This is a genomic window from Bradyrhizobium sp. 134, assembly GCF_023074155.1.
Lineage (GTDB): Bacteria > Pseudomonadota > Alphaproteobacteria > Rhizobiales > Xanthobacteraceae > Bradyrhizobium.
This window is the reverse complement of record NZ_JADPKX010000073.1, coordinates 94,913-116,435: the sequence shown is the minus strand read 5'-3', so window position 1 is coordinate 116,435 and position 21,523 is coordinate 94,913. Positions and strand designations below refer to the sequence as shown.

Below are 21,523 nucleotides of genomic sequence, written 5' to 3'. Positions count from 1 at the left end.
TGGCGAGGATTTGCCGCTTTGACGCGAATCCGGTTCCCGGGCATGATCGCGCGCTGCTCCCCCGCCCATTCCCTGTAGGATTCATCCGAATGTCGAAATACGCCTTGGCCATCGCCTTCATCGCCTGTCTGGCCGGCGGATCGGCGCAAGCCGCGCGCTGCGGCGGCGACTTCAACAGCTTTGTCGCCAGCATGACCGCGGAAGCGCAAGCTGCCGGCGTCTCGGCGAGCGTGACCAGTGCGGCGCTCAGCGGTGTGCAGCAGGATGGCGCGGTGCTCGCCTTCGACCGGCGCCAGCGCTACACCTTCAACAAGAGCTTCGAGCAGTACGTCTCAACCCGCGTCGGCCCCGGCCGCATCAATGGCGGCAAGGCACTGATGCAGCGCCACGCCGCGCTGCTGTCCCGCATCGAGCAGCAGTTCGGCGTGCCCCGCTATATCCTGGTCGCGATCTGGGGGCTGGAGAGCGATTTCGGCAAGGGCGACATCGGCAAGCTGCCGGTGGTCCGCACGCTGGCGACGCTGGCGCATGATTGCCGCCGGACCGAGCTATTCCAGGGCGAGCTGCTTGCGGCGCTGAAGATCGTGCAGCGCGGTGACCTGCCGCTGCGCGACCTCATTGGCGCCTATGCCGGCGAGATCGGCCAGACCCAGTTCTTGCCGTCCTCCTACATCAAGTACGGCGTCGATTTCGACGGCGACGGCCACGTCGATCTCCGCCACAGCGTCCCCGACGTGCTCGCCTCGACCGCGAACCTTCTCCACACCAGCGGCTTCAAGATGGGCCAGCCCTACGGCGAAGGCACCGCAAATTTCGAGGCCATGCGCGAATGGAATAGAGCGGTGATCTATCGCAAGACGATCGGGTATTTTGCCGATCGGCTGGCGGGGCAGTGAGGGGGAGCTAACCACAGTCGTCATTGCGAGCGCAGCGAAGCAATCCAGAATCTTTCCGTGGAGACGGTCTGAATGCTTCGTCGCTGCGCTCCTCGCAATGACGAGCGGAGACAGTGCCGCGCCCCTGACCTACTTCGCCAGCCCCTTCGCCATCCTCTCCAGCTTGCGCTGCAACGGTGCCCAGTACGTTGCCGGGCGGAAGCGCTGCAGGAGGTCCATGAAGCGGGCGTCGTTGCCGATCAGGATGCGCGGCTCGTTTCTTTCGATGCCCTTGATGATGCGCAGCGCGGCATCTCTCGGCGTGGTCTTTGCCGCGTTCTCGAACCGCTCGATCGATTGCGACCGGCGTGCGTTGTCGGTAACGCCGACCCCGGTGCGCGAATTGCGGGCGATGGCGGTGGCGACGCCGCCGGGATGCACGACCGACAGCCTGACAGGGCTGCCCGCGACTGCAAGCTCGTGCCGCACGCTCTCGGAAAAGCCGCGCACCGCGAATTTCGCCGCAGCATAGGCCGACTGTCCGGGCGGGGCGATGATGCCGAAGATCGAGGACAGGTTGACGATGTGCGCCTCGCCCAGCGTCTTCAGATGCGGCAGGAAGGCGCGCGTGCCGTGCACGACGCCCCAGAAATTGATGTCGAACAGCCAGTCCATCTGCGCCTGGTCGATCTCCTCGAACGAGCCCATCAGCGCCACGCCGGCATTGTTGACGACGATGCCGAGCGCGGGATGCGCGATGGTCGCCTCACGCGCGAACTGCGCGATGTCGTCGGGCTCGCCGACGTCGACGCGATGCAGGCTGACCTTGCATGCGGCTCCGATCTCGGCCGCGAGCGTCTTCAGCCCGGGCTCGTCGCGATCGGCGAGCGCGAGATCGCAGCCGCGCCGCGCAAGCTCGGTCGCCAGCGCGCGGCCGATGCCGCTTGCCGCTCCGGTGATGGCGGCGGCGCCGCCGATTGCAGTCATGATGATCCCCCGTCGAGCGCTCTCCAGCGGAACTATGATTTACATTTTTTCATATTGGAACCGAACCGCATGGCGGTTCCCACCTTAACCTACGTTACTTCATGAAGACAGGCAGCATTGGGAGCCGCCGATGGGACAAGCACAGCCATTTCGCGCCACCGCACTGATCGTGGAAGACGACCTCATGCAGAGGGAGATGCTCAGTCTTCTTCTCGAAGAAAGCGGCTACGACGTCATTCAGTGCGAGAGCGCCGAGGCGGCCGAGCTTGTGCTGGAGAAGAGCGCCGGCGCGCTCTGCCTGATGATGACCGACGTGCAACTCGCCGGCCGCATGAATGGGGTCGAGCTCGCGCATGTCGCCAAGGACCGCAACCCCAAGCTCGACATCGTCGTCACCTCCGGCCGCCCCTTGATGCAGCCCTTGCCGAACGGCGCAAAGTTCTGGGCCAAGCCCTGGGCGCCGCTCGACGTGCTCCGCGAGGCCGAGATCGCGCAGCTGTCCTGACGGTCGATCCGGCAGGCCGGCTTTCGTGGTCCGGAGCGCGGTGATAAGGTCGGTCCATGACCTTGTCCTTCCTGCTCACCTCGCTCATCGTCGTCGCCTCGCCCGGCACCGGCGTGCTCTACACGCTGGCCGCCGCGCTGACCCGCGGCTCGCGCGCGAGCATCGCGGCTGCCTTCGGCTGCACCCTCGGGATCGTGCCGCACATGACGGCCGCGATGCTGGGGCTCGCCGCCGTGCTCCACACCAGCGCGCTCGCCTTCGCCGCGCTGAAATGGTGCGGCGTCGCCTATCTGCTCTACATGTCCTGGCAGGCGCTGCGCGAGACCGGGGCGCTGGCGGTGGACGGCGAGATCCGCGAGCGTTCGGCCGGCCGGGTGATCGTGACCGGCTTTCTGATCAACATCCTCAATCCGAAGCTGTCGATCTTCTTCCTCGCCTTCCTGCCGCAGTTCATCGCCGCGGACGAGGGCCATGTGCTGGCGCGGATGCTGGAATTGAGCGGCGCCTTCATGGCGATGACGTTTGCGGTGTTCGTGGTCTACGGACTCTGCGCAGCCTCGGTGCGCGAGCGCGTCATCTCCCGCCCGCGCGTCATGGCTTGGCTGCGCCGGAGTTTTGCCGCCGGCTTCGCCGCGCTCGGCGCCAAGCTGGCGTTCGCGGAGCGATAGCTTCTCCAGCCAATCAACGCGGGAGCCAATAAAAAAGCGGGCCTTGCGCCCGCCATCTTCCAACTCACAACTTCCACCCGACGCCCGGGCGGAGCGAGCTCCACCCGGGCAAAGAATAAGAAGCCTCGTTACTTCTTCTTCGCTGCCTTCTTGGCCTTCTTCTTCGTCGCCTTCTTCGCCTTCTTCGCTTTCTTAGCCATAGGATCCTCTTCAGGGTTAATGGTGAAACGCGACACGAGGGATGCTCGGCGGAGGGCCAGCCTCGCAACATCCTCGATGACAAGCTCAGCAGATTCGCGCGCTTCTGCCCCGCGCTGTCACATCGGTGTCATCGCGTTATCCACAGCTCAGATGCATTTTCGGGTGATTTTGGCTCGCGAATACGGCGGCGTCGGCATGCCTAACGATCCGACAATGCGCCGGCCGTTCATGAATCCAAAACCAAAGGCATGCTTTCGCGGATCGCAGTGAGACTCCGTTAAGCGCGACGGCCGCATTGTCTCCGCAAGAAAACGGGGACGGGTCATGGACGGACAGCTGGCAGGGACAGAGGGCGCGATGCTGCGCTTGTGGCGCGCGCCATGCTGAACGTGCCGACACTCTGGACCGTGTTCGTCGTCAACTTCCTGGCGCTCGGCCTGATCTGGGCCTACGTGACACGCTCCTATCCGAAATTCGCGGCCGCGCGGTTCTGGATGGCATCGTGCTTCGTCGGCGCGACCGGCACGATGGCGGCCTTGATCCGCCTTTTCGTCGTCTCGCCTGTCCCGCTTCTGCTCGGAGCCGCCGGCGTCATCGCGGCGAGCTGCCTTGCCGCCATGGGCATTCAGCGCTTCTACGGGCAACCGGTGTCCTGGCGCGTCATGGCCGCCACCGGAATTCTCAGCCTTGGCGGCGTCGTGTTCTTCATGGTCGCATACGATCACATGCAGCTGCGCATGCTCAGCTACTCGCTCGGTCAGGGGCTGCCGCTGGCGCTGTCGCTGCGTTTGCTGCTGTCGCCGCCGGAAGGCCGCGCCAGCCCGGGAGCCCGGCTCTCCGGCATCGTGATCATCACCATCATCGCGATCTTCGCGGCCCGTGCGATCGGCAATCTGCTCGGCGGCGATTTCTCGTCGGTCGCCGGCGGGCAGTCTCATGCCGTCATGGTGCTGGGCCTGCTGTTCCTCTCGATGACGCTCAATTTCGGCTTCCTGCTGATGGCGATGGACCGCCTGCGCAACGAGGTTGCCGACCTCGCGCTGCTCGACGATCTCACCGGTGTCGCCAACCGGCGGCACCTGTTGCAGCGGCTGGGTGAAGAATGCGCCCGCTCCGAGCGCAGCAGCGAGCCGTTCTCGCTGCTGGTGATCGATCTCGACGGCTTCAAGACCATCAACGACACCCACGGCCATGCCGCGGGCGATGCCTGCCTCCAGCACTTCACCCTGATGGCGCAGACGCGCTTGAGGCCCGGCGACATGCTCGCCCGCACCGGTGGCGACGAATTCTGCGTCGTGCTGCCGTCGTCGACCTTGCGCGAGGCGGCTGCGATCGCCCGCCGCGTGCTCGAGGTCTGCCGCCAGGATGCCGTCAACTGCACCGGCATCGACATTCCGATCGCGATCTCGATCGGGGTGGCGCAGTGGGACCGCGGCGTCGGCCAGTTTCCGGACCGCCTGATCGCGCATGCCGACCACGCGCTCTATGCCGCCAAGAAGAACGGCAAGAACGACTTTGCCGTCCACGATCCGGCGCCGCCGCTCATGCCTGACCCGGTCGGTCCCGGCGAGGCCTTGCGCAAATTCGCGTAAGGGCGTGCTAACGTCAGGTCCGCACTGGACCCGCATGATGATCTCTCGCCTGCTCGCGGCCGTTCTCGCCGCTCTCATTCTGATCGCACCTGCCGCTGCGACCGACGCCGAGCTCGCTAAGCTCGCGCGCGCCTCCGGCACGCCCGACATTCCCGGCCTGAAGATGGTGTGGCTGGCGCCATGGGGCGACGTCGGCAACGCAAAACCGTGGCGTAACATCATCGTGCACCAGACCGAGGGACCGGCCGGCTCGGCGCGGGGCGGTGCCGAGGTGCAAGCGAAGAATCCCACGCGTCGCGGCGTCACATTGTGGGTCGAGACCGACGGCACCGTCTATTGGGCGGTCGCGGAAAACCTAGTGCCGACCCATGGCGACGGCGCCAACCGCAACGACAACAAATACATCGACAACAAGCCGACCTATCGCCAGGTGGTGCGCGACAATTCGATCGGCGTCGAGTTCGCCGGCAACTATCCCGACGTCACGACGGGACCGACCGCGGCGCAGGTCGCGGCATGGAAGATCCTCGTCCAGATCCTGCGCGCGCGCTACGGCATCCCGCTCGACCACGTCTATGCGCACAATTGGATCGACTACAAGGACGCCCGCTATTGCGAAGGCTGCTGGCTCGCGACGCTGGCGCGGATTTGGGGGGAGTGACGAGCTACACCGGTTGCGACATCCAGCCGAACAGCCGCCGGATCAAGCCCGGTCGCCGCGGCAGTTCCGGTGGGTCATCCACCGCCAGCACGCGTTTGAAGAAGTAGTCCAGGAACACCATGTCGTTCGGCTCAGTGACCGTGAATGTCTCGTCGCCGAAGTAGACGCTGTAATTGAAGAAGAACGGACCCATGAGCGGGATCGTCGCGGTCGAGGCGTAGTCCTTCGAGATCACGAACTCCGACGGCTCGAGCCCGTGGTCGCGCATGGCCTGCTCGACCAGCGGCAGCTTGCGCATGAACTGGGCGGAGAAGCCGCCGACGGTGGATTGCAGAATGATCGACACGGGTGGTGTCCGTTCTCTTGATGCTGTCGGCCCGATGCTTTTGGTCGGTCGACCGGCAGCGCGGGTTCAAGATGCCTGGTCCGCGTCCCCGCGAACATGCTGCGCCTCACACGCAAACAAAAAAGCCGGCGTTGCCGCCGGCTTTTTGTCTCTTGTCGATCCGCCAATCTCTGGCTCTAAAAACCTCGCGCTTAGAGCGCGGCTTCCAGCGCGGCCTGTTCGGCCTTTGCGATCGTGCCCTTGACCGCGGACTGCACCTTCTCGAAGGCGCGGACCTCGATCTGGCGGACGCGCTCGCGCGACACGCCGAACTCGGCAGCAAGGTCTTCCAGCGTCATCGGCTCATCGGCGAGGCGGCGGGCCTCGAAGATGCGGCGTTCGCGCGGGTTGAGCACGCCCATGGCGCCGTTCAGGGCGTCACGGCGGTGATCATACTCCTCGTGCTCGGCCAGCATGGCTTCCTGGTTGGGCGAATTGTCGACCAGCCAGTCCTGCCATTCGCCAGCTTCGCCGTCGTCGCGGATCGGTGCGTTGAGCGACGCGTCGCCACCGAGGCGGCGGTTCATGTCGACCACGTCCTGAGCCGTGACGCCGAGACGCTTGGCAATGATGGCCACCTGGTCGGGGCGGAGATCGCCTTCGTCCAGCGCGGAAATCTTGCTCTTCGCCTTGCGCAGGTTGAAGAACAGCTTCTTCTGGTTCGCGGTGGTGCCCATCTTCACGAGCGACCACGAACGCAGGATGTACTCTTGAATCGACGCCTTGATCCACCACATCGCGTAGGTAGCGAGACGGAAGCCCTTCTCGGGCTCGAACCGCTTCACTGCCTGCATCAGGCCGACATTGCCTTCCGAGACGACCTCGGAGATCGGCAGGCCGTAGCCGCGATAGCCCATGGCGATCTTGGCCACGAGACGGAGATGGCTGGTGACGAGTTGGTGCGCGGCGTCACGATCATCGTGCTCGCGCCAACGCTTGGCGAGCATGTATTCCTGCTGGGGTTCCAGCATCGGAAACTTGCGGATTTCGCCGAGGTAACGGGAAAGGCCGGATTCGCCATTAAGGACCGGCAGGGTAGCTGTACGGGCCATAGTGCGCCCTCCAAACAGGTTCAGGCCCCCGATAGCGGCGGGCCAGGCAGACGACCGCTTGGTTAAAGCCGATCGGTGCTGCGATGTTCCGCGTTGGTCTTCAACGCAAGCGCAATATACTCCATCGGGAGGCAAAAAGGGAAGGATTGCTGACGTCACGTCCCCGTGTGGCAGCTATAACTTTTTGTAATGTAAAGCATTTCTGAAGCGGCCTGCGTCATAGCGCCGCTTTCAGGGCCCCCTGGAGGAGAAGCAAATCCTCCGGCAGAGGCGCCTCCCAGTGGAGTAATTCTCCAGTCCTCGGGTGCTCCAATACCAGCAGGTAAGCGTGCAGGGCCTGCCGGCCCAGCGCAGCCAGGACGGCCTGCGACTCGGGGCTCAGCTGGCTTGCCTTGGTCTTGAAGTGCGGGCCGTAGACGGCGTCGCCCATCAGGGGGTGGCCGATATGGGCGAGATGGACGCGGATCTGGTGGGTGCGCCCGGTCTCGAGCTCGCAGGCGAGCAGCGTCGCGATCGGCTTGCCGTCGCGCCCGGCAAAACTCTCCAGAAGCTCCCAATGCGTCACCGCCTCGCGGCCGCCCTGGCGCACCGCCATCTTCTCGCGCGCATGCGGGTGGCGGTCGATCGGCGCGTCCACGGTGCCGCGATGGCGGCCCGGCAGCCCCCAGGCGAAAGCCATGTAGCCGCGCCGCATCGGCCCGGTGCGGCCGTGGTCGGCGAATTGCGCGGTGAGCGAGGCATGCGCGAGGTCGTTCTTGGCGACCACCATCAACCCCGTGGTGTCCTTGTCCAGCCGGTGCACGATGCCGGGCCGGCGCACCCCGCCGATACCCGACAGCGATGAGCCGCAATGGGCGATCAGCGCATTGACCAACGTGCCGGTCTCGTGGCCCGCCGCGGGATGCACCACCAGCCCCTTCGGCTTGTTGAGGACGACGATGTCGTCGTCCTCGAACACGATGTCGAGGGCGATATCCTCGCCTTTCGGCTCCGGCGGGGCCGCTTCCGGCACGTCGATTGTGATCGTATCGCCGGAGGCGACGTGATAAGCGGGGTCCCGGATCGCGGCGTCCCTGAGGCTCACCGCGCCCGCCAGAATCAGGGCTTTCAGCCTCGATCTCGACAGCTCGGCAAGGTGCGTCGCCAGCACGCGGTCGAGCCGGGTCGAGCCCTCGGAGCCTTCGACGACAACCTCCAACCTTTGCGCAGAGCCAGAATTTTCCATGACGACGTCTGATACCGTTGTTCCCGAACCGAGCCCCGAGCAGGCCGCATTGTTCGCGCGGGTGCGGCGGATGATGCTGATCGCGGGGCTGACCACGGCGCTGGCAATCTGCGCCGTGCTGATCGCGGTGGGCTACCGCCTTTTCAAGTCGGAGGGAAGGGCGCCCGAGCCGGCAGGCGACGTCATTGCCACCCTGCCGAAGGGCGCCAAAATTGTCTCGAGCGGCGTCGCCGGCGACCGGCTCGTGATCACGCTCGACGTCGGCGGCGTCACCGAGATCCGCACCTTCGATGCCCACACCTTGCGGCCGGCCGGAAAGCTGAAATTCGCCAATGAGCCGTAAGGCGGGGCTGGGGCGCGGAACCCGCCTCAGCCGTCGTCCTGGCGAAAGCCAGGACCCATAACCACCGAAACCCGGTTGCGTGAACGAGATCGTTACTCGGTTCGCCTTAACCATCGCCACACGGGGCGATGGGTCTGAACTTCGCCAGGACGACGCCGATTGGGCGTTTGAATCCCCTCGATCCCCGCTTGCCGCCGGCAAAATTCGAGGCTATGTCCTCTCCCTCACGCTCCCTTCGTCTAGCGGTTAGGACGCGGCCCTCTCAAGGCTGAAACAGGGGTTCGATTCCCCTAGGGAGCGCCATTTTTCCTGCCAGACTGGGCACTTCGAAAACCGGCCATTTCCGCTTGTAGCCCCAACCGGCGTGCGCAGTTCGCACGGCTCGGCGCGGGCGCTCTCCTAAGCGATCGTGCCGTCGATCGAGCGGCGGATCACCCGCTGTACTTCTGCATTCGACAGAAACAGATCGTGGTTGATGATGCCCCAGCCCTCCTGCGAAGCATCGACCACGCGCACACCGAGCTGCGCGATGACGGCTTTCTCGGCGGCGCCGACCCTGGTCATTCCACCTGCGATCTGTCCCGACAGGGCCAGGGCGCGATCGTTCGTGGAGGCGATCACGGTGATCTTGCCGGCAAGCGGACCGATGCGGTGGATCGCCGACGAGAACACGTCCATGTCGATATCGGGCGCGGCAAACACCACCGCGCCGATCTTGCTCGTCACTGTGTCGCCGTATCGTGCATAGAGCTGACGCAGGCTTTCGAGCGCCAGCATGGTTCCCATGCTGTGCGCAACGATGTTCACGCGGCCGGTGCCTGGCGCCGACACGAGGGCGGAGAGCACGCGCTCGAACTCGTCGCGGGACCACATCGCACTGTCGCGGTCATAGGCATAGTCGAACAGTCCTGCCTTGGAGGGCCAGGAAAACACCATGGTCCGGCCGCGGAACTTGATCCCATCGGAGAGATGGGCGCCATCCAGCACCGCCGTCTCGAAGGTCTGCTTGAAGCCGTGCACATAGATCAGCACATCTCCTCCGCCGGCCTGCGCGACGAGATCGCCGGCGTCGGCTGACATCGGTTCGACCCGGTCAAGGCGCCAATCGCCAATTCCAACCGAGGCGAGAGAAAGACGGCTTTCGTCCGGCGCCCCCAGCTTCGCCCGCGCGACTGTCCTGGTCGTCGCGCGCTCCGGCCCGAACCAGGGCTTCGTGCGACCGCCGTTCACCGGCTTGCGCGTGGTGATGACGAGCAATGTGGGGTCAAGGGATAGCGATGACGCGTCGAAACGCGCCCCGGTCGCACCCAAGCCGGCGCATCCGCCGAGCGCGAGGGCGGTCCCTGCCGACATAAATCGGCCGAGGAGAGCGCGGCGCGAAATAGAATGACGAGGGTCGCGATGCAGAAGAGGTCGAGCGATCACACAAAACCTTTGGGAACTTTGCCCACCGTAGCGCCCCATCTAACTTCGTGAATGACAATGGGGGCGAGAAGACGGCGGAGCTGCTTCGCGGTCCATTGCACGGTCGTGGCGTCCGTCGTCTCCGACGGCTGGGCGAAACAGACGCAAACGCAAGTCAACCCGTCATATCAAAAATATTCCACTTTGCCGAAATTCGGAAATGTCGTATGTGTCGGCCATCCCAGCCCACAAAAGGGGCGGTCGTACGTCGTCACGAACGCGGGTTGGGAATTGCGGTGGACGCGGGCGGCGTTAAAGGCGGGCTTGCTTGCAGGGCGAGATGAACCTCGTGAGCATGGCACGAACCGCATCGACGGACGGCGCTCAAACCTCGTGAAGCTTTTGGCGAAGCAGGCATGTCCTGCGAAGCCGTGAGGCGAAGCAGGAAGCTCGCGTACGGCGAAACCGTGTGGTCCTGGCCGTCGTTGCTACGGTCAAGCCTTTGCGAAGGCGTCAGCGCGTCTCAACCGGCGCGGTGCTGAGCATTTCGTGGAGGTGACCGAGGCAAGAAGGAACTCGTCTCCGGGGAGAGCGCGGCATGGGCCGTCAAGCCATCGCGCAGGGAAGGCCTGGTCTCGGCTGCCCTGTGGCTCCCCTGTGCATCGCGTGTGCAATCAGTTCGCATGGGGGTTTTTATGGGTGCCAGCCGGCACCCGGTCTTCCCTGCGCCCTTTCTTCTCGAGGGGTGAAGCGAGAAGCATAGCTCGGGCAAACCTGCCGCGAGACTGTGAGCGCGTATCCGCGACCCGCATGTGAATTGACCTCCCTTCAAGCCTCCCTTTCGAGCCTCCCTTGCGAGCATGATGCGTCGGCATCGGTGGAGGTGGTCGTCCCTCACGGAATCTGCCTTGATGCGAATTCAGCGTGAGGGAGTGACGATATGAGCGGCTTGGTGATCTCTGGCGGTCGGGTGGTGGATCCCGCCAGCGGAATGGACGCGATTGGCGATGTGGCGGTGGTGGACGGCAAGGTCGCCGCGGTCGGAACGGGGCTTGGCAGTGCCGAGCGGGTGATCGACGCGACGGGGCTCGTGGTTGCGCCCGGCTTCATCGACCTTCATGCGCACGGCCAGTCGCTCCCCGCGGATCGCATGCAGGCGTTCGACGGCGTCACGACGACGCTCGATCTCGAAGCCGGCGTGCTCCCGGTCGGGTCCTGGTATGAGCGCCAGGCGCGGAAGGGACGCGTGCTGAATTACGGCGCCGCCACCAACTGGGCTTTCGCGCGCATCGGCGCGATGACGGGCTCCAACGCCGAGAGCTCGCTGGAGGCGTTCGGCAACGCCATGCGCGATCGCCGCTGGATGGACAACGTGGCGAGCGATGCGGAGGTCGCCGGCATTCTCGAGCGCCTTTCGCGCGGCCTGAACGAGGGCGGCATCGGCATCGGCATCTTGAACGCCTATGCGCCGGGCGCCGGCGTGCAGGAGCTGACCGCGGTCTGCCAGCTCGCGGTCGCGCAGGACGTGCCGACCTTCACCCACATCGCCTATATGTCGCGCGTCGACCCCGAGAGCGCGGCGGAAGCCTATATCCGCCTGATCGGCTATGCCGGCGCCACCGGCGCGCACATGCACATCTGCCATTTCAACTCGTCGAGCAAGACCGACGTCGAGCGCTGCCGCGTGCTGATCGCGAAAGCGCAGGCGCAGGGCCTGCCCATCACCGTCGAAGCCTATCCCTACGGCACCGGCTCGACCGTGCTGGCGGCTGCGTTCTTCAGCGACCCCGAATTCGTCGAGCGCAACGGCACCGGTTATGATTCCGTGCAGCGGGTCACCGACGGCCATCGCTTCAGCGATCGCGAGGAGCTCCTGAAGGCGCAGGCTGACGAGCCGTCCTCGCTGGTGCTGTGGCACATCCTCGACACCGAGAACAACGCGCATCACCGCGACCTCCTCGACATGTCGGTGCTCTATCCCGGCGGCGCGATCGCCTCCGACGCGATGCCGTGGACGACGTCGGACGGCAAGACCTACACCGGCGATGCCTGGCCGCTGCCGGATGACGTCACCTCGCATCCGCGCTCGGCCGGCTGCTTCACGAAATTCATCCGCGAATGGGTGCGCGAGCGCAAGACCGTGTCGCTGCTCGAAGGCGTACGCAAATGCGCGCTGCCCGGCGGAGATCCTGTCGCAGAGCACGCCCGCGATGCGCGCCAAGGGCAGGCTCGCGAAGGACGCCGATGCCGACATCGTCGTGTTCGATTACGAGAAGCTCTCGGATCGTGCGACCTTCACGGCGATGAACCGCCCGTCCGAAGGCGTGCGGCATCTGATCGTCAGCGGCGAGATACTAATCAGCGATGGTGTGCTGGACGTGGCGGCGCGGCCCGGCCGTCCCGTGCGCCGCCCTGTCGTCGGAGGCTGACACATGCCGGTCCCCATTCTCCTGGTGACGGGTTTCTTGGGGGCCGGCAAGACCACTGTCGTGAACCATCTGCTGGCGCATGCGGAGGGGCGGCGGATCGCCGCTGTAGTCAACGATTTCGGTGCGATCAACATCGATGCCGAGCTGATCGCGGGCGCGAGCGACGGCGTGGTCAGCCTCGCCAATGGCTGCATCTGCTGCTCGCTCGAAGGCGACCTCCTGCGGACGCTTGCGACGTTGCTGCGGCGTGATCCGAGGCCGGAATACATCGTCGTCGAGACCAGCGGCGTCGCCGATCCCGCCGAGATCGTCCGCAATTTGATGGATCCCGTGATCCTGCGTGAGGCGCCGCTGGAAACGGTGCTCTGCGTGATGGACGCGGCGACACCGCCCGCCGCCCTGGACGACGCGCTGCATCGTTCGCAGCTACGCGTCGCCGACATCGTGGCGCTGAGCAAGCTGGATCTGGCGGACGAGGGTGCGGGTGGGCGGATGCGCGAGGCCATCCGCGCGCAGCGCGTTCCTGCCGTGGTGGTCGATGCGCCGCACGGCGAGATTCCGTCCGCGCTGCTGTTTCCCGCGACCGTCGGTCGGGCCCCCGCGCGACGCGAGCCCGGACCGCGACGGCCGGCAGAGCAACGCTTCGAAACGCTGAGCTGGACCTCGGACCAGCCGATCTCGCTGCCCCGCCTGCAGCAGGCGATCGGCCGGCTTGCGCCAAAACTCGCGCGGGCAAAAGGCCTGTTCGAGACCGTCGAGCAGCCCGGGCGCCGGATGGTGTTTCAATTCGCCGCCGGCCGCGCCACGCTGGCGCCGGGTGACCCCGGGCTCGCCGTTGGTGATGCCACCGCTCTGCCGCGCGCGCGGATTGTCTTCATCGTCGAGCTTGGGGTGCTCTCGAAGGCGGAGCTCGACGGGATCATGGAGACGTGCGTTGGATCGGTGAAGCTATAAGCTCAAGCGAATTGCGCAACGCCGTGGCCGACGGACCAGTTCTCTGCGGGCGCATCGAGGACGTTGACGAACACGTCCTCGGGGCGGATGCCCGGGTTTTCGCCGAGCAGATCCGCGATCCGCCGGTACAGGGCCTTCTTCTGCTCGGGTGTGCGCGAGGCGAATACGGTGATCTGGATCAGCACGGCATCGTCGCTGCGCGTGACGCCGTAGGCGTTGCCGCAGCGGAAGTTCGCGGGCGAAAGCTCGCTGATGGTCATGAACTCGTCGCCTTCGGGGACGTTCAGCGCCTCGCGCATGGCGCGGTAGAGGCCGTCGAGGATCGCCTTCCGGTAGGCTTCCGGCTTTCCGGCGCGCATCGAGATGTGGAGGAGAGGCATCGCGAATTCCTCATTGACGAAAGGCTGCGTAGGCCTCAGTTTGTTTTTGACGCGGCGTCAAGAAACCATGTTTTTGACATCGTGTCAAATACGCCTGACGGGAGCAAAGCTTGAGGCCGCGCGAATTCGACCATGACGATGTCCTGCGCATCGCCTTCGACCAGTTCTGGCGCAAGGGCGTGCGCGGCACCTCGCTGTCGGACATCGCGCGCGACGCCGGTGTGCAGCGCGGCAGCCTCTACAACGCCTTCGGCAGCAAGGAGGCGCTATTCCTGCAGGCGTACGAGCGCTATGCGGGAGACTATCTCGTCGCTTTGCAAAAGGCGCTCGGTGCGGGCAGCTTGCGAAAGCGCCTCACCGCGTTCTTCGACCTGACCATCAGCAACTTCCGCGCGGGCTCGCCGCCGCGGGGATGTCCGACCACGCGCGGCTTGATGGAGCTCGGCGCGGCAGAAGGCGAGGGGCTGGACGAGGAGGCGCGGCAGGCCTTCGCGAACCTCATCTCGCGCATCACTGTTCTGGTTCAGGAGACGTTGTCGGCGGGTGCGGCGCGCGGCGAGTTCAGCGGCAATTCCGCGGCCGCGGCACTGCACATCATCACCGTGACGCGCGGCCTCGCCGTGCTCGAACGCGCCTTCGGCGACGAGCCGCAGTTGCGCAAGATCGCGTCCCACACCATCGATCTCGTGCTCGGCAAGAAGGGCGGCTAGGTGTCAGCAGACCGCGAGCGCGTTAACCGCCCTGGTTGTCGCAATCCCGTTCTCGTCGCCGACGAACTGGCAAACGGCAGATTCGAGCTCACCCGGCTGGTTGCCGCGCGCCACCGCCAGCAGTCGCATCAATTCTGTCTCGTCCTGCGACAGGCGCCGGCACGATGGCGGCATGAAGCACAATTGACATGGCCGGCCGCTGCGCAGGATTCTGACGAGCGCGGCAACGCGTGCGACCAGCAGCGGGCTGTCGGCGATGCCAGGCGCCTCGTCGGCAAAGTGATAGGCCGCCTCCCAGCAATCGGACGCGCCGGTCGCATAGGCGGCAGCGATGAACCGGAACAGCGAGAGGGTGACGCGGCCAAAATCATCGTAGCTCTCGAAGTCAGGCCGCGTCGCAAGCGCGACCCGAAGCGGACAGAGCCGCGCCTGGCCGGCTTCCGTGACAGACACAGCGCCGCAACTGTCCTGCATCATGCGCGATCTCGTCAGTGCAACGTGGGGCTTCCGACCAGCCAGCTCTTCATCGCCATTGTCCGGTCGTGGTCGAAAGACGGAACGTGTCGGTCGGGCAGGATGAGACCCGCCATGCGGAAGATCGTTGCAAGCCCGCGCACGGGTGCGAGAGCCCAATCGGCGCCGACTGGCGGCAGCCAGCATTCGAACTGTTCGCGCGCGATATCATCGCGCTCTTTCTGCGCGGCGGCGATTGCCCGCAACATCCCGTGCTCGCTGTCGGACATGCGCGGGCAGGTCGGGCAGTGCACCGCGATCGCCGTATGCGCCGTGCAGGCAAAGATCTCGATGATGGATTCCAGCGACGGCACGGCGTCGCCCACGCGAAAATGGTCGTACACTTGCTGGATGTCGGCCGCGGTGGGAACAGCGCTTCCGCTGCGTGCCTTGGCCCGAAATCCCCAGATGAAGAGCCGCTCCGCCGCGCTCAGCGCCGGAAGGTCGAGGGACCCTGTCGATGTCGATTGATGCATTCTAGCCTCTGGCCTCCGGCTGCGCCCGCGCCCCGGCTGGCGCTGATGATCTGCGCCGATCGTTCGGTCAGAGCCCCCTGCAAGTCAACGCTCGGAGGGGCGATGTCGAGGTCTTCTAGTTTTGAAGAGTTCGCATCTCGGATGCAGCCCGCCTCGTGAACCTGCCAGGTGTCCGAGGCATGCCGGTAGGATCCTACGGAGTTTGCGGGGTTTTGCGGGAACCCGAATGCTTAAAGCTTTGCTAAGGGACGCGGGATAAACTGGCATATCAGCCCTTCCAAATCTTGCGAGCACCGATGTTTTTCTCCCGCATCAGTTTCAAGCTGGTCCTGATTGTCGGCATCAGCCTCCTTGGCATGATCGCGCTGGCGCCGATCGCGCTTTCGACCCTGCGCGCGCAGATGATCGCGGACCGTGAGGCCAAGACGCAGCACATGGTCGACGTCGGCTACGGTATCCTGGCGCACTACCAGAAGCTCGAGAGCGAAGGAAAGCTGCCACGCGAGCAGGCGCAGGCCGCCGCGATCGCGGAGGTCAAGAGCCTGCGCTACGACAAGGTCGAATATTTTTGGCTGAACGACATGACCCCCAAAATGGTCATGCATCCGATCAAGCCGGAGCTCGACGGCAAGGATCTCTCCGGGATGAAGGATCCGTCCGGCAACGCGCTGTTCGTCGGCTTCGTTGACGTCGTCAAGAAGCAGGGCGCGGGCTTCTACAGCTATCTCTGGCCGAAGCCCGGCTTCGACCAGCCGGTCGGGAAAATCTCCTATGTGAAGGGCTTTGCGCCCTGGGGCTGGATCATCGGCACCGGGATCTATCTCGACGACGTCGACGCCGTCTTCCGCCAGAATGCGATGACCTTCGCCTTGGTGTGCCTGGTCGTGTTCGTGCTCGTGCTCGGCGCCTCCTTCGTGATCGGCCGCAGCGTGACGCGGCCGCTGGCGAAGATCACCGCGCTCACCGAGCGCCTCGCCTCCGGCGATAGCGCGTTCGACGTGCCCCATACCGACCGTCGCGACGAGATCGGCGGCCTCGCCAAGGCGCTCGCCGTGTTCAAGGACAATGCTGCGGAGGTCGGCCGGATGCACACCGAACAGCAGGAGACGAAGCAGAAGGCCGACGAGGAGAAGCGCAGGACGATGACCGATCTCGCCGGCAAGTTCGAGGCGAACGTTCAGGCCGTCGTCCGCGACGTCTTCAATGAGGCGCGCGCGATGCAGCAGGCCGCGCAGGGCATGTCCGAAACCGCCAACAAGGCGACCGACCGCGCGAGCTTCGTCGCCACCGCCTGTCAACAGGCTTCGAGCAACGTGCAGACGGTGGCCTCCGCCGCCGCGCAGCTGTCGTCCTCGATCACCGAGATCAGCCAGCGTGTCGCGCAGGCTGCAACCGTGGCCGACAAGGCCGCCGCCGACGGTCAGCGCACCAACGACACGGTGCAGGGGCTGGCGGCGGCCGCGCACAAGATCGGCGAGGTCATCGACCTCATCAACCAGATCGCCTCGCAGACCAATCTGCTCGCGCTCAACGCCACCATCGAGGCAGCGCGCGCCGGCGAGGCCGGCAAGGGCTTTGCGGTGGTGGCAAGCGAAGTGAAGTCGCTGGCGAGCCAGACCGCGAAGGCGACCGACGAGATCGGCGCGCAGATCACCGCGATCCAGGCCGAGACCAACCAGGTCGTCGGCAACATCGAGAGCATCCGCAGCACCATCATGGAGGTCAACGAGATCTCCTCGTCGATCGCCGCAGCGGTCGAGGAGCAGGGCGCCGCGACCGCGGCGATCGCCCACAGCGTGAGGGAGGCCGCCTCCGGCACCGACCAGGTTTCGCAGAACATCTCGGGTGTGACCGATGCGACGGCGGAGACCGGCCAGGCCGCCGGCCTCGTGCTGCAATCGAGCGGCCGGCTGTCGCAGAAGCTGCAATCGCTGGAAAACGAGGTCAGCGCTTTCGTTGCGGGGGTGCGGGCGGCTTAGTATAGCAGGGGGATGGGCCAAACTTCCGATCGGCGCGCGCGCATTCTCCTGATCAATCCAAACAGTTCCGTGGCGACCACCGAGATGATGGTCGCCATCGCGAGGTCGGCCGCCGGCGACAGCTTCGAGATCGACGGCGCGACCGCAACGCGCGCGCCGCAAATGATCGTGACGCCGGATGCGTTGGATGCAGCTTCCACCGAAGTTCTGGAGATCGCGCAGTCGAACCGGCATGCATGCGACGGCATCATCGTCGCGGCGTTCGGCGATCCCGGATTGGCCGGGATCAAAGCTGCGATAGAACTGCCCGCGGTCGGCATCGGTGAGTCCTCGATGCTCGCAGCTGCCGAGAACAGCCGCCGCTTCGGCGTGGCGACCACGACGCCGCTGCTGGAAGTGAAGATCGACGCCTTGCCGGACGGGCTGGGCCTGCGATCGTATTACACCGGCGTCCGCTTCGCGGAGGGCGATCCGCAGGAGCTGATGCGCGATCCGGCGCGGCTGCGCACAGCGCTCGCCGGCGCGGTCGAGGCCTGCATCGCGCAGGATGGCGCGGAGGCCGTCATCATCGGCGGCGGGCCGCTGGGCGAAGCTGCGCGCGAGCTTCAGCCGATATTCACCGTGCCGATCATCGCCCCGATCCCGTCTGCCGTGGCGCGGATTATTCGCCTCATCACGGCGCAAGCGACCGACTGAAATTCCGGCCCCGCGGGAACGGTCGTCGCGACGGGCGTTCTTGCCCTTGACGGCCTCGATTAAAGTGACGAAGCAGAACCATCGGACCTGCCGACCCGCGCCTGGGCACGCGGGCATGGAGACGCTGCATGTCGTTCAAGAAGCTCCTGATCGCCAATCGCGGCGAGATCGCCATCCGCATCGCGCGCGCCGCAGCCGATTCCGGCCTCGCAACGGTTGCGATCCATCCCGCGGGCGATGCGCTGTCGCTGCATGTGCGGGTTGCCGATGAGGCCGTTGAAATCCCCGGCCGCGGCGCACGGGCCTATCTCGACATCGAGGCCGTGGTGAAGGCGGCAACGGCATCCGGCTGCGACGCCGTGCATCCCGGCTACGGCTTCCTCAGCGAGAACGCAGCGTTGGCGAAAGCCTGCGCTGATGCAGGCGTCGCCTTCGTCGGGCCGAAGGCCGCGGCGCTCGAACTGTTCGGCGACAAGGTTGCGGCACGGCAACTGGCAAAGCGCTGCGGCGTGCCGATCATCGCCGGCACCAGCGGGCCATCCTCGCTGGAGGACATCGCGGCGTTCTTCACCTCGCTCGGCAGCAACGCGGCGATCGTGATCAAGGCGATGGCCGGCGGCGGCGGGCGCGGCATGCGCGTGGTCGAGCGCGCTGCCGATCTGGCGGAGGCCTACGCGCGCTGCCAGTCCGAGGCCAAGGCCGCGTTCGGCTTCGACGGCGTCTATGCCGAACGGTTGATCCGGCAAGCGCGCCATATCGAGGTACAGATCATCGGCGACCGCCACGGCGCGATCTCTCATCTTTGGGAACGCGAATGCACCATCCAGCGCCGGCACCAGAAGCTGATCGAGGTGGCGCCGAGCCCGTCGCTCAGCGACGGCTTGCGTGGCCGTATCATCGAGGCGGCGAAGCAACTCGCCGTGGCCGCGTCGTACGACAATCTCGGCACGTTCGAGTTCCTGGTCGACGGCGCCGCCGAAGACAGCTTTGCCTTCATCGAGGCCAACCCGCGGCTTCAGGTCGAGCACACAGTGACCGAGGAGGTGCTCGGCCTCGATCTCGTCCGCGCCCAGCTTGCGGTTGCTGCCGGTGCCTCGCTTGCCTCGCTCGGCCTGGCGCAAGGCTCGATCCCGAAGCCGCGCGGTTATGCCATGCAGCTCCGCGTCAACATGGAGACGCTGGACGAGCTAGGGGCGACGCACCCGACCGGCGGCGTGCTTGCCGTGTTCGAGCCGCCGTCAGGCCCCGGCGTGCGCGTCGATAGTTTCGGTTATGCCGGCTACAAGACCAGCGCCGCCTTCGACTCGCTGCTGGCAAAGGTCATCGTGCATACGTCCGGTGAAGCCTGGCACGAGGTCGTTGCCAAGGCTTCGCGCGCCTTGCGCGAGTTTCGGATTGACGGCGTCGTCACCAATATCGGCTTCCTCCAGGCCGTGCTGGCGCATCCCGACTTCCGCTCCAACCGCATCGCGACAGACTTCATCGATCGCAACATCGGCAAGCTCGTCGAAGCCGCGGATGGCGCGGCCAAACCACTCTATTTTGCAGCGACGGAGCGAAGCGGCGGTCCCGGCACCGAGGCGCATACGGCACAGACCGTGCCCGAAGGCACGGTGATGGTCGCGGCGCCCCTGCAAGGCACCATTGTCACTATTCAGGTGAAGGAAGGCGAGGTCGTGCGTCCGGGCCAGCAGCTCGCCGTGATCGAATCCATGAAGATGGAGCATCTCGTCATGGCCGAGCAGGGCGGTCGCGTCATGCAGCTACTCGCTGGCGACGGTGTCACGCTGATGCATGGCGAGCCGATCATGTATCTGGAGCCGCTCGAGGTTGCGGCTGATGCGTCGGCAACGGAAACCGATATCGATCTCGACCACATCCGTCCCGATCTCGCCGAACTGATCGCGCGCCAGGCCAACACGCTCGACGAAAATCGCCCTGCTTCGGTCGAGCGCCGCCGCAACACCAATCAGCGCACCGCGCGCGAGAATGTCGCGCAGCTCGTCGACGACGGCTCGTTCATGGAGTATGGCAGCCTTGCGATCGCGGCGCAGCGGCGGCGGCGCAAGCTCGACGATCTCGTCAAGAACACGCCGGCTGACGGCCTCGTCATGGGTGTCGCGACCGTCAACGCCGAGAAGTTCGGCCCCGAGGGCGGTCGCTGCATCGTCGTGGCCTATGACTACACAGTGCTCGCGGGCACGCAGGGCCACATGAACCACAAGAAGATCGACCGCATGCTGACGCTCGCGGAAGACTGGCGCGTGCCGCTGGTGTTTTATGCCGAAGGCGGTGGCGGGCGGCCTGGCGATACCGACCGGCTCGGCATGACCGGCCTCGATGGTCCATCCTTTGTGCAGTTCGCACGGCTCTCGGGTCTCGTGCCGGTCATCGGCATCGTCTCCGGCTATTGCTTCGCCGGCAATGCCGCGATGCTCGGCTGCTGCGACGTCATCATCGCGACCAAAAACGCCTCGATCGGCATGGGTGGCCCCGCGATGATCGAGGGCGGCGGGCTCGGCGTCTATCACCCGGCCGAGGTCGGGCCTGTTACGTTCCAGTCGCCGAACGGCGTCATCGATATCCTCGTCGAGGACGAGGAGGAGGCGACGCGTGTTGCGCAAAAATATCTATCCTATTTCCAGGGTGCGGTGACCGAGTGGCAGGCCGCCGACCAGCGGCTGCTGCGCCGCGCCATCCCCGAGAACCGCCTGCGCGTCTACGACATCCGCAGCGTGATCGACCTCGTCGCCGACAAGGATTCCGTGCTGGAGCTGCGCCGCGACTACGGTGTCGGCATGATCACCGCGTTGATCCGCATCGAGGGCAGGCCGTTCGGCCTGATCGCCAACAATCCGCGCCATCTCGGCGGCGCGATTGACGCAGATGCCGGCGACAAGGCCGCGCGCTTCCTCCAGCTCTGCGACGCCTTCGATCTGCCGATCGTCTCGCTGTGCGACACGCCCGGCTTCATGGTCGGTCCGGAAGCCGAGAAGACGGCGATCGTACGCCACGTCTCGCGCATGTTCGTGACGGGCGCGAGCCTGACTGTGCCGCTGTTCGGCATCGTGCTGCGCAAGGGCTATGGGCTCGGGGCGCAGTCGATGATCGGCGGCGGCTTCCACGCCTCGTTCTTTACCGCGGCCTGGCCGACCGGCGAATTCGGCGGCATGGGCCTGGAGGGTTACGTCCGCCTCGGCTTCCGCAAGGAAATGGAGGCGATCGCCGACCCCGCCGAGCGCGAGACTTATTATCGCAACAAGGTCGCCGAGCTCTATGCCAACGGCAAGGCTGTCTCGATCGCCTCCGTGTTCGAGATCGACAACGTCATCGATCCCGCCGAGACGCGGCGTTGGATCATGGCGGGCCTGCGCTCGGTGCCGAAGCCGCCGGCGCGGAATGGAAAGAAGCGGCCGTGCATCGATACGTGGTGAGGGCGGTGCAGCAATTCCGATTTGCGCTTCGCCGCCTTCCTGGTTCCCGATTGA

19 protein-coding genes, 1 tRNA gene and 1 pseudogene are annotated in these 21,523 nt (G+C 65.5%); 13 read left to right on the top strand and 8 right to left on the bottom strand.

The genetic code is table 11. From position 1 onward, the window contains the following. The first annotated feature begins 89 nt into the window (after nucleotides 1-89). Nucleotides 90-896: a lytic murein transglycosylase gene (locus IVA75_RS28440; RefSeq protein WP_247282501.1), complete on the top strand. Its 807-nt coding sequence runs from the start codon at nucleotides 90-92 to the stop codon at nucleotides 894-896. Between the two features lie 129 nt (nucleotides 897-1,025). Here IVA75_RS28440 and IVA75_RS28435 read toward each other — a convergent pair whose 3' ends face one another. After that, nucleotides 1,026-1,862, bottom strand: coding sequence for an SDR family oxidoreductase (locus IVA75_RS28435; protein ID WP_027565293.1), 837 nt, complete (start codon nucleotides 1,860-1,862; stop codon nucleotides 1,026-1,028). A gap of 130 nt (nucleotides 1,863-1,992) precedes the next feature. Between IVA75_RS28435 and IVA75_RS28430 the strand changes: the two genes are divergently transcribed. The 4 genes from IVA75_RS28430 (at nucleotide 1,993) to IVA75_RS28415 (ending at nucleotide 5,489) form a co-directional block, all read left to right on the top strand. Continuing rightward, a complete protein-coding gene (locus tag IVA75_RS28430; RefSeq protein WP_027520278.1) occupies nucleotides 1,993-2,367 on the top strand; it encodes a response regulator in 375 nt (124 codons plus the stop codon). Between the two features lie 56 nt (nucleotides 2,368-2,423). Beyond that, nucleotides 2,424-3,035 carry a LysE family translocator gene (locus tag IVA75_RS28425; protein ID WP_027565292.1) on the top strand — a complete coding sequence of 204 codons (612 nt, stop codon included), beginning with the start codon at nucleotides 2,424-2,426 and terminating at the stop codon, nucleotides 3,033-3,035. A 581-nt stretch (nucleotides 3,036-3,616) separates the two neighbouring features. Then, nucleotides 3,617-4,828, top strand: coding sequence for a GGDEF domain-containing protein (locus tag IVA75_RS28420; protein ID WP_247282500.1), 1,212 nt, complete (start codon nucleotides 3,617-3,619; stop codon nucleotides 4,826-4,828). A gap of 34 nt (nucleotides 4,829-4,862) precedes the next feature. Beyond that, nucleotides 4,863-5,489 (top strand): peptidoglycan recognition family protein, encoded by a 627-nt coding sequence (locus tag IVA75_RS28415; protein WP_247282499.1) that lies wholly within the window; start codon nucleotides 4,863-4,865, stop codon nucleotides 5,487-5,489. Between the two features lie 4 nt (nucleotides 5,490-5,493). Here the strand turns inward: IVA75_RS28415 and IVA75_RS28410 are convergent, their stop codons facing one another. The 3 genes from IVA75_RS28410 to IVA75_RS28400 form a co-directional block, all read right to left on the bottom strand. After that, nucleotides 5,494-5,835 carry a hypothetical protein gene (locus IVA75_RS28410; RefSeq protein ID WP_027565289.1) on the bottom strand — a complete coding sequence of 114 codons (342 nt, stop codon included), beginning with the start codon at nucleotides 5,833-5,835 and terminating at the stop codon, nucleotides 5,494-5,496. A gap of 191 nt (nucleotides 5,836-6,026) precedes the next feature. Beyond that, complete coding sequence (gene rpoH, locus IVA75_RS28405) at nucleotides 6,027-6,926, bottom strand: RNA polymerase sigma factor RpoH (RefSeq protein ID WP_007596598.1); 900 nt, start codon at nucleotides 6,924-6,926, stop codon at nucleotides 6,027-6,029. A gap of 217 nt (nucleotides 6,927-7,143) precedes the next feature. Next, nucleotides 7,144-8,151, bottom strand: coding sequence for an RluA family pseudouridine synthase (locus IVA75_RS28400; protein ID WP_247282498.1), 1,008 nt, complete (start codon nucleotides 8,149-8,151; stop codon nucleotides 7,144-7,146). On the opposite strand from IVA75_RS28400, the gene IVA75_RS28395 reads away from it, so the two are divergent. Both IVA75_RS28395 and IVA75_RS28390 read left to right on the top strand, forming a co-directional pair. Beyond that, complete coding sequence (locus tag IVA75_RS28395; RefSeq protein ID WP_027565287.1) at nucleotides 8,150-8,494, top strand: hypothetical protein; 345 nt, start codon at nucleotides 8,150-8,152, stop codon at nucleotides 8,492-8,494. The genes IVA75_RS28400 and IVA75_RS28395 overlap by 2 nt on opposite strands. Before the next feature lie 228 nt (nucleotides 8,495-8,722). After that, nucleotides 8,723-8,797, top strand: a tRNA-Glu gene (locus IVA75_RS28390). 96 nt (nucleotides 8,798-8,893) lie between these two features. On the opposite strand, the gene IVA75_RS28385 is transcribed toward IVA75_RS28390, so the two are convergent. Beyond that, nucleotides 8,894-9,919: an alpha/beta hydrolase gene (locus IVA75_RS28385; RefSeq protein ID WP_247282497.1), complete on the bottom strand. Its 1,026-nt coding sequence runs from the start codon at nucleotides 9,917-9,919 to the stop codon at nucleotides 8,894-8,896. Nucleotides 9,920-10,838: 919 nt separating this feature from the next. On the opposite strand from IVA75_RS28385, the pseudogene IVA75_RS28380 reads away from it, so the two are divergent. Then, a pseudogene (locus IVA75_RS28380) lies at nucleotides 10,839-12,327 on the top strand (amidohydrolase family protein). A 3-nt stretch (nucleotides 12,328-12,330) separates the two neighbouring features. Further along, entirely contained in the window at nucleotides 12,331-13,281 is a 951-nt protein-coding gene (locus IVA75_RS28375; RefSeq protein WP_247282496.1) for a GTP-binding protein, read from the top strand. Nucleotides 13,282-13,283: 2 nt separating this feature from the next. On the opposite strand, the gene IVA75_RS28370 is transcribed toward IVA75_RS28375, so the two are convergent. Beyond that, on the bottom strand, nucleotides 13,284-13,661 hold the full coding sequence (locus IVA75_RS28370; protein WP_027565272.1) for a tautomerase family protein: 378 nt from the start codon (nucleotides 13,659-13,661) through the stop codon (nucleotides 13,284-13,286). A gap of 110 nt (nucleotides 13,662-13,771) precedes the next feature. On the opposite strand from IVA75_RS28370, the gene IVA75_RS28365 reads away from it, so the two are divergent. Continuing rightward, nucleotides 13,772-14,371 carry a TetR/AcrR family transcriptional regulator gene (locus tag IVA75_RS28365; RefSeq protein WP_247282495.1) on the top strand — a complete coding sequence of 200 codons (600 nt, stop codon included), beginning with the start codon at nucleotides 13,772-13,774 and terminating at the stop codon, nucleotides 14,369-14,371. A 3-nt stretch (nucleotides 14,372-14,374) separates the two neighbouring features. Here the strand turns inward: IVA75_RS28365 and IVA75_RS28360 are convergent, their stop codons facing one another. Both IVA75_RS28360 and IVA75_RS28355 read right to left on the bottom strand, forming a co-directional pair. Then, entirely contained in the window at nucleotides 14,375-14,848 is a 474-nt protein-coding gene (locus IVA75_RS28360) for a hypothetical protein (protein ID WP_247282494.1), read from the bottom strand. An 11-nt stretch (nucleotides 14,849-14,859) separates the two neighbouring features. After that, nucleotides 14,860-15,360 (bottom strand): hypothetical protein, encoded by a 501-nt coding sequence (locus tag IVA75_RS28355; protein ID WP_027565269.1) that lies wholly within the window; start codon nucleotides 15,358-15,360, stop codon nucleotides 14,860-14,862. 296 nt (nucleotides 15,361-15,656) lie between these two features. Here IVA75_RS28355 and IVA75_RS28350 point away from each other — a divergent pair, with 296 nt between their 5' ends. The 3 genes from IVA75_RS28350 (at nucleotide 15,657) to IVA75_RS28340 (ending at nucleotide 21,469) form a co-directional block, all read left to right on the top strand. After that, nucleotides 15,657-17,339: a cache domain-containing protein gene (locus IVA75_RS28350; RefSeq protein WP_247282493.1), complete on the top strand. Its 1,683-nt coding sequence runs from the start codon at nucleotides 15,657-15,659 to the stop codon at nucleotides 17,337-17,339. Nucleotides 17,340-17,351: 12 nt separating this feature from the next. After that, nucleotides 17,352-18,035 (top strand): aspartate/glutamate racemase family protein, encoded by a 684-nt coding sequence (locus tag IVA75_RS28345; RefSeq protein WP_247282492.1) that lies wholly within the window; start codon nucleotides 17,352-17,354, stop codon nucleotides 18,033-18,035. 128 nt (nucleotides 18,036-18,163) lie between these two features. Further along, on the top strand, nucleotides 18,164-21,469 hold the full coding sequence (locus IVA75_RS28340; RefSeq protein WP_247282491.1) for a carboxyl transferase domain-containing protein: 3,306 nt from the start codon (nucleotides 18,164-18,166) through the stop codon (nucleotides 21,467-21,469). Nucleotides 21,470-21,523: the final 54 nt, after the last annotated feature.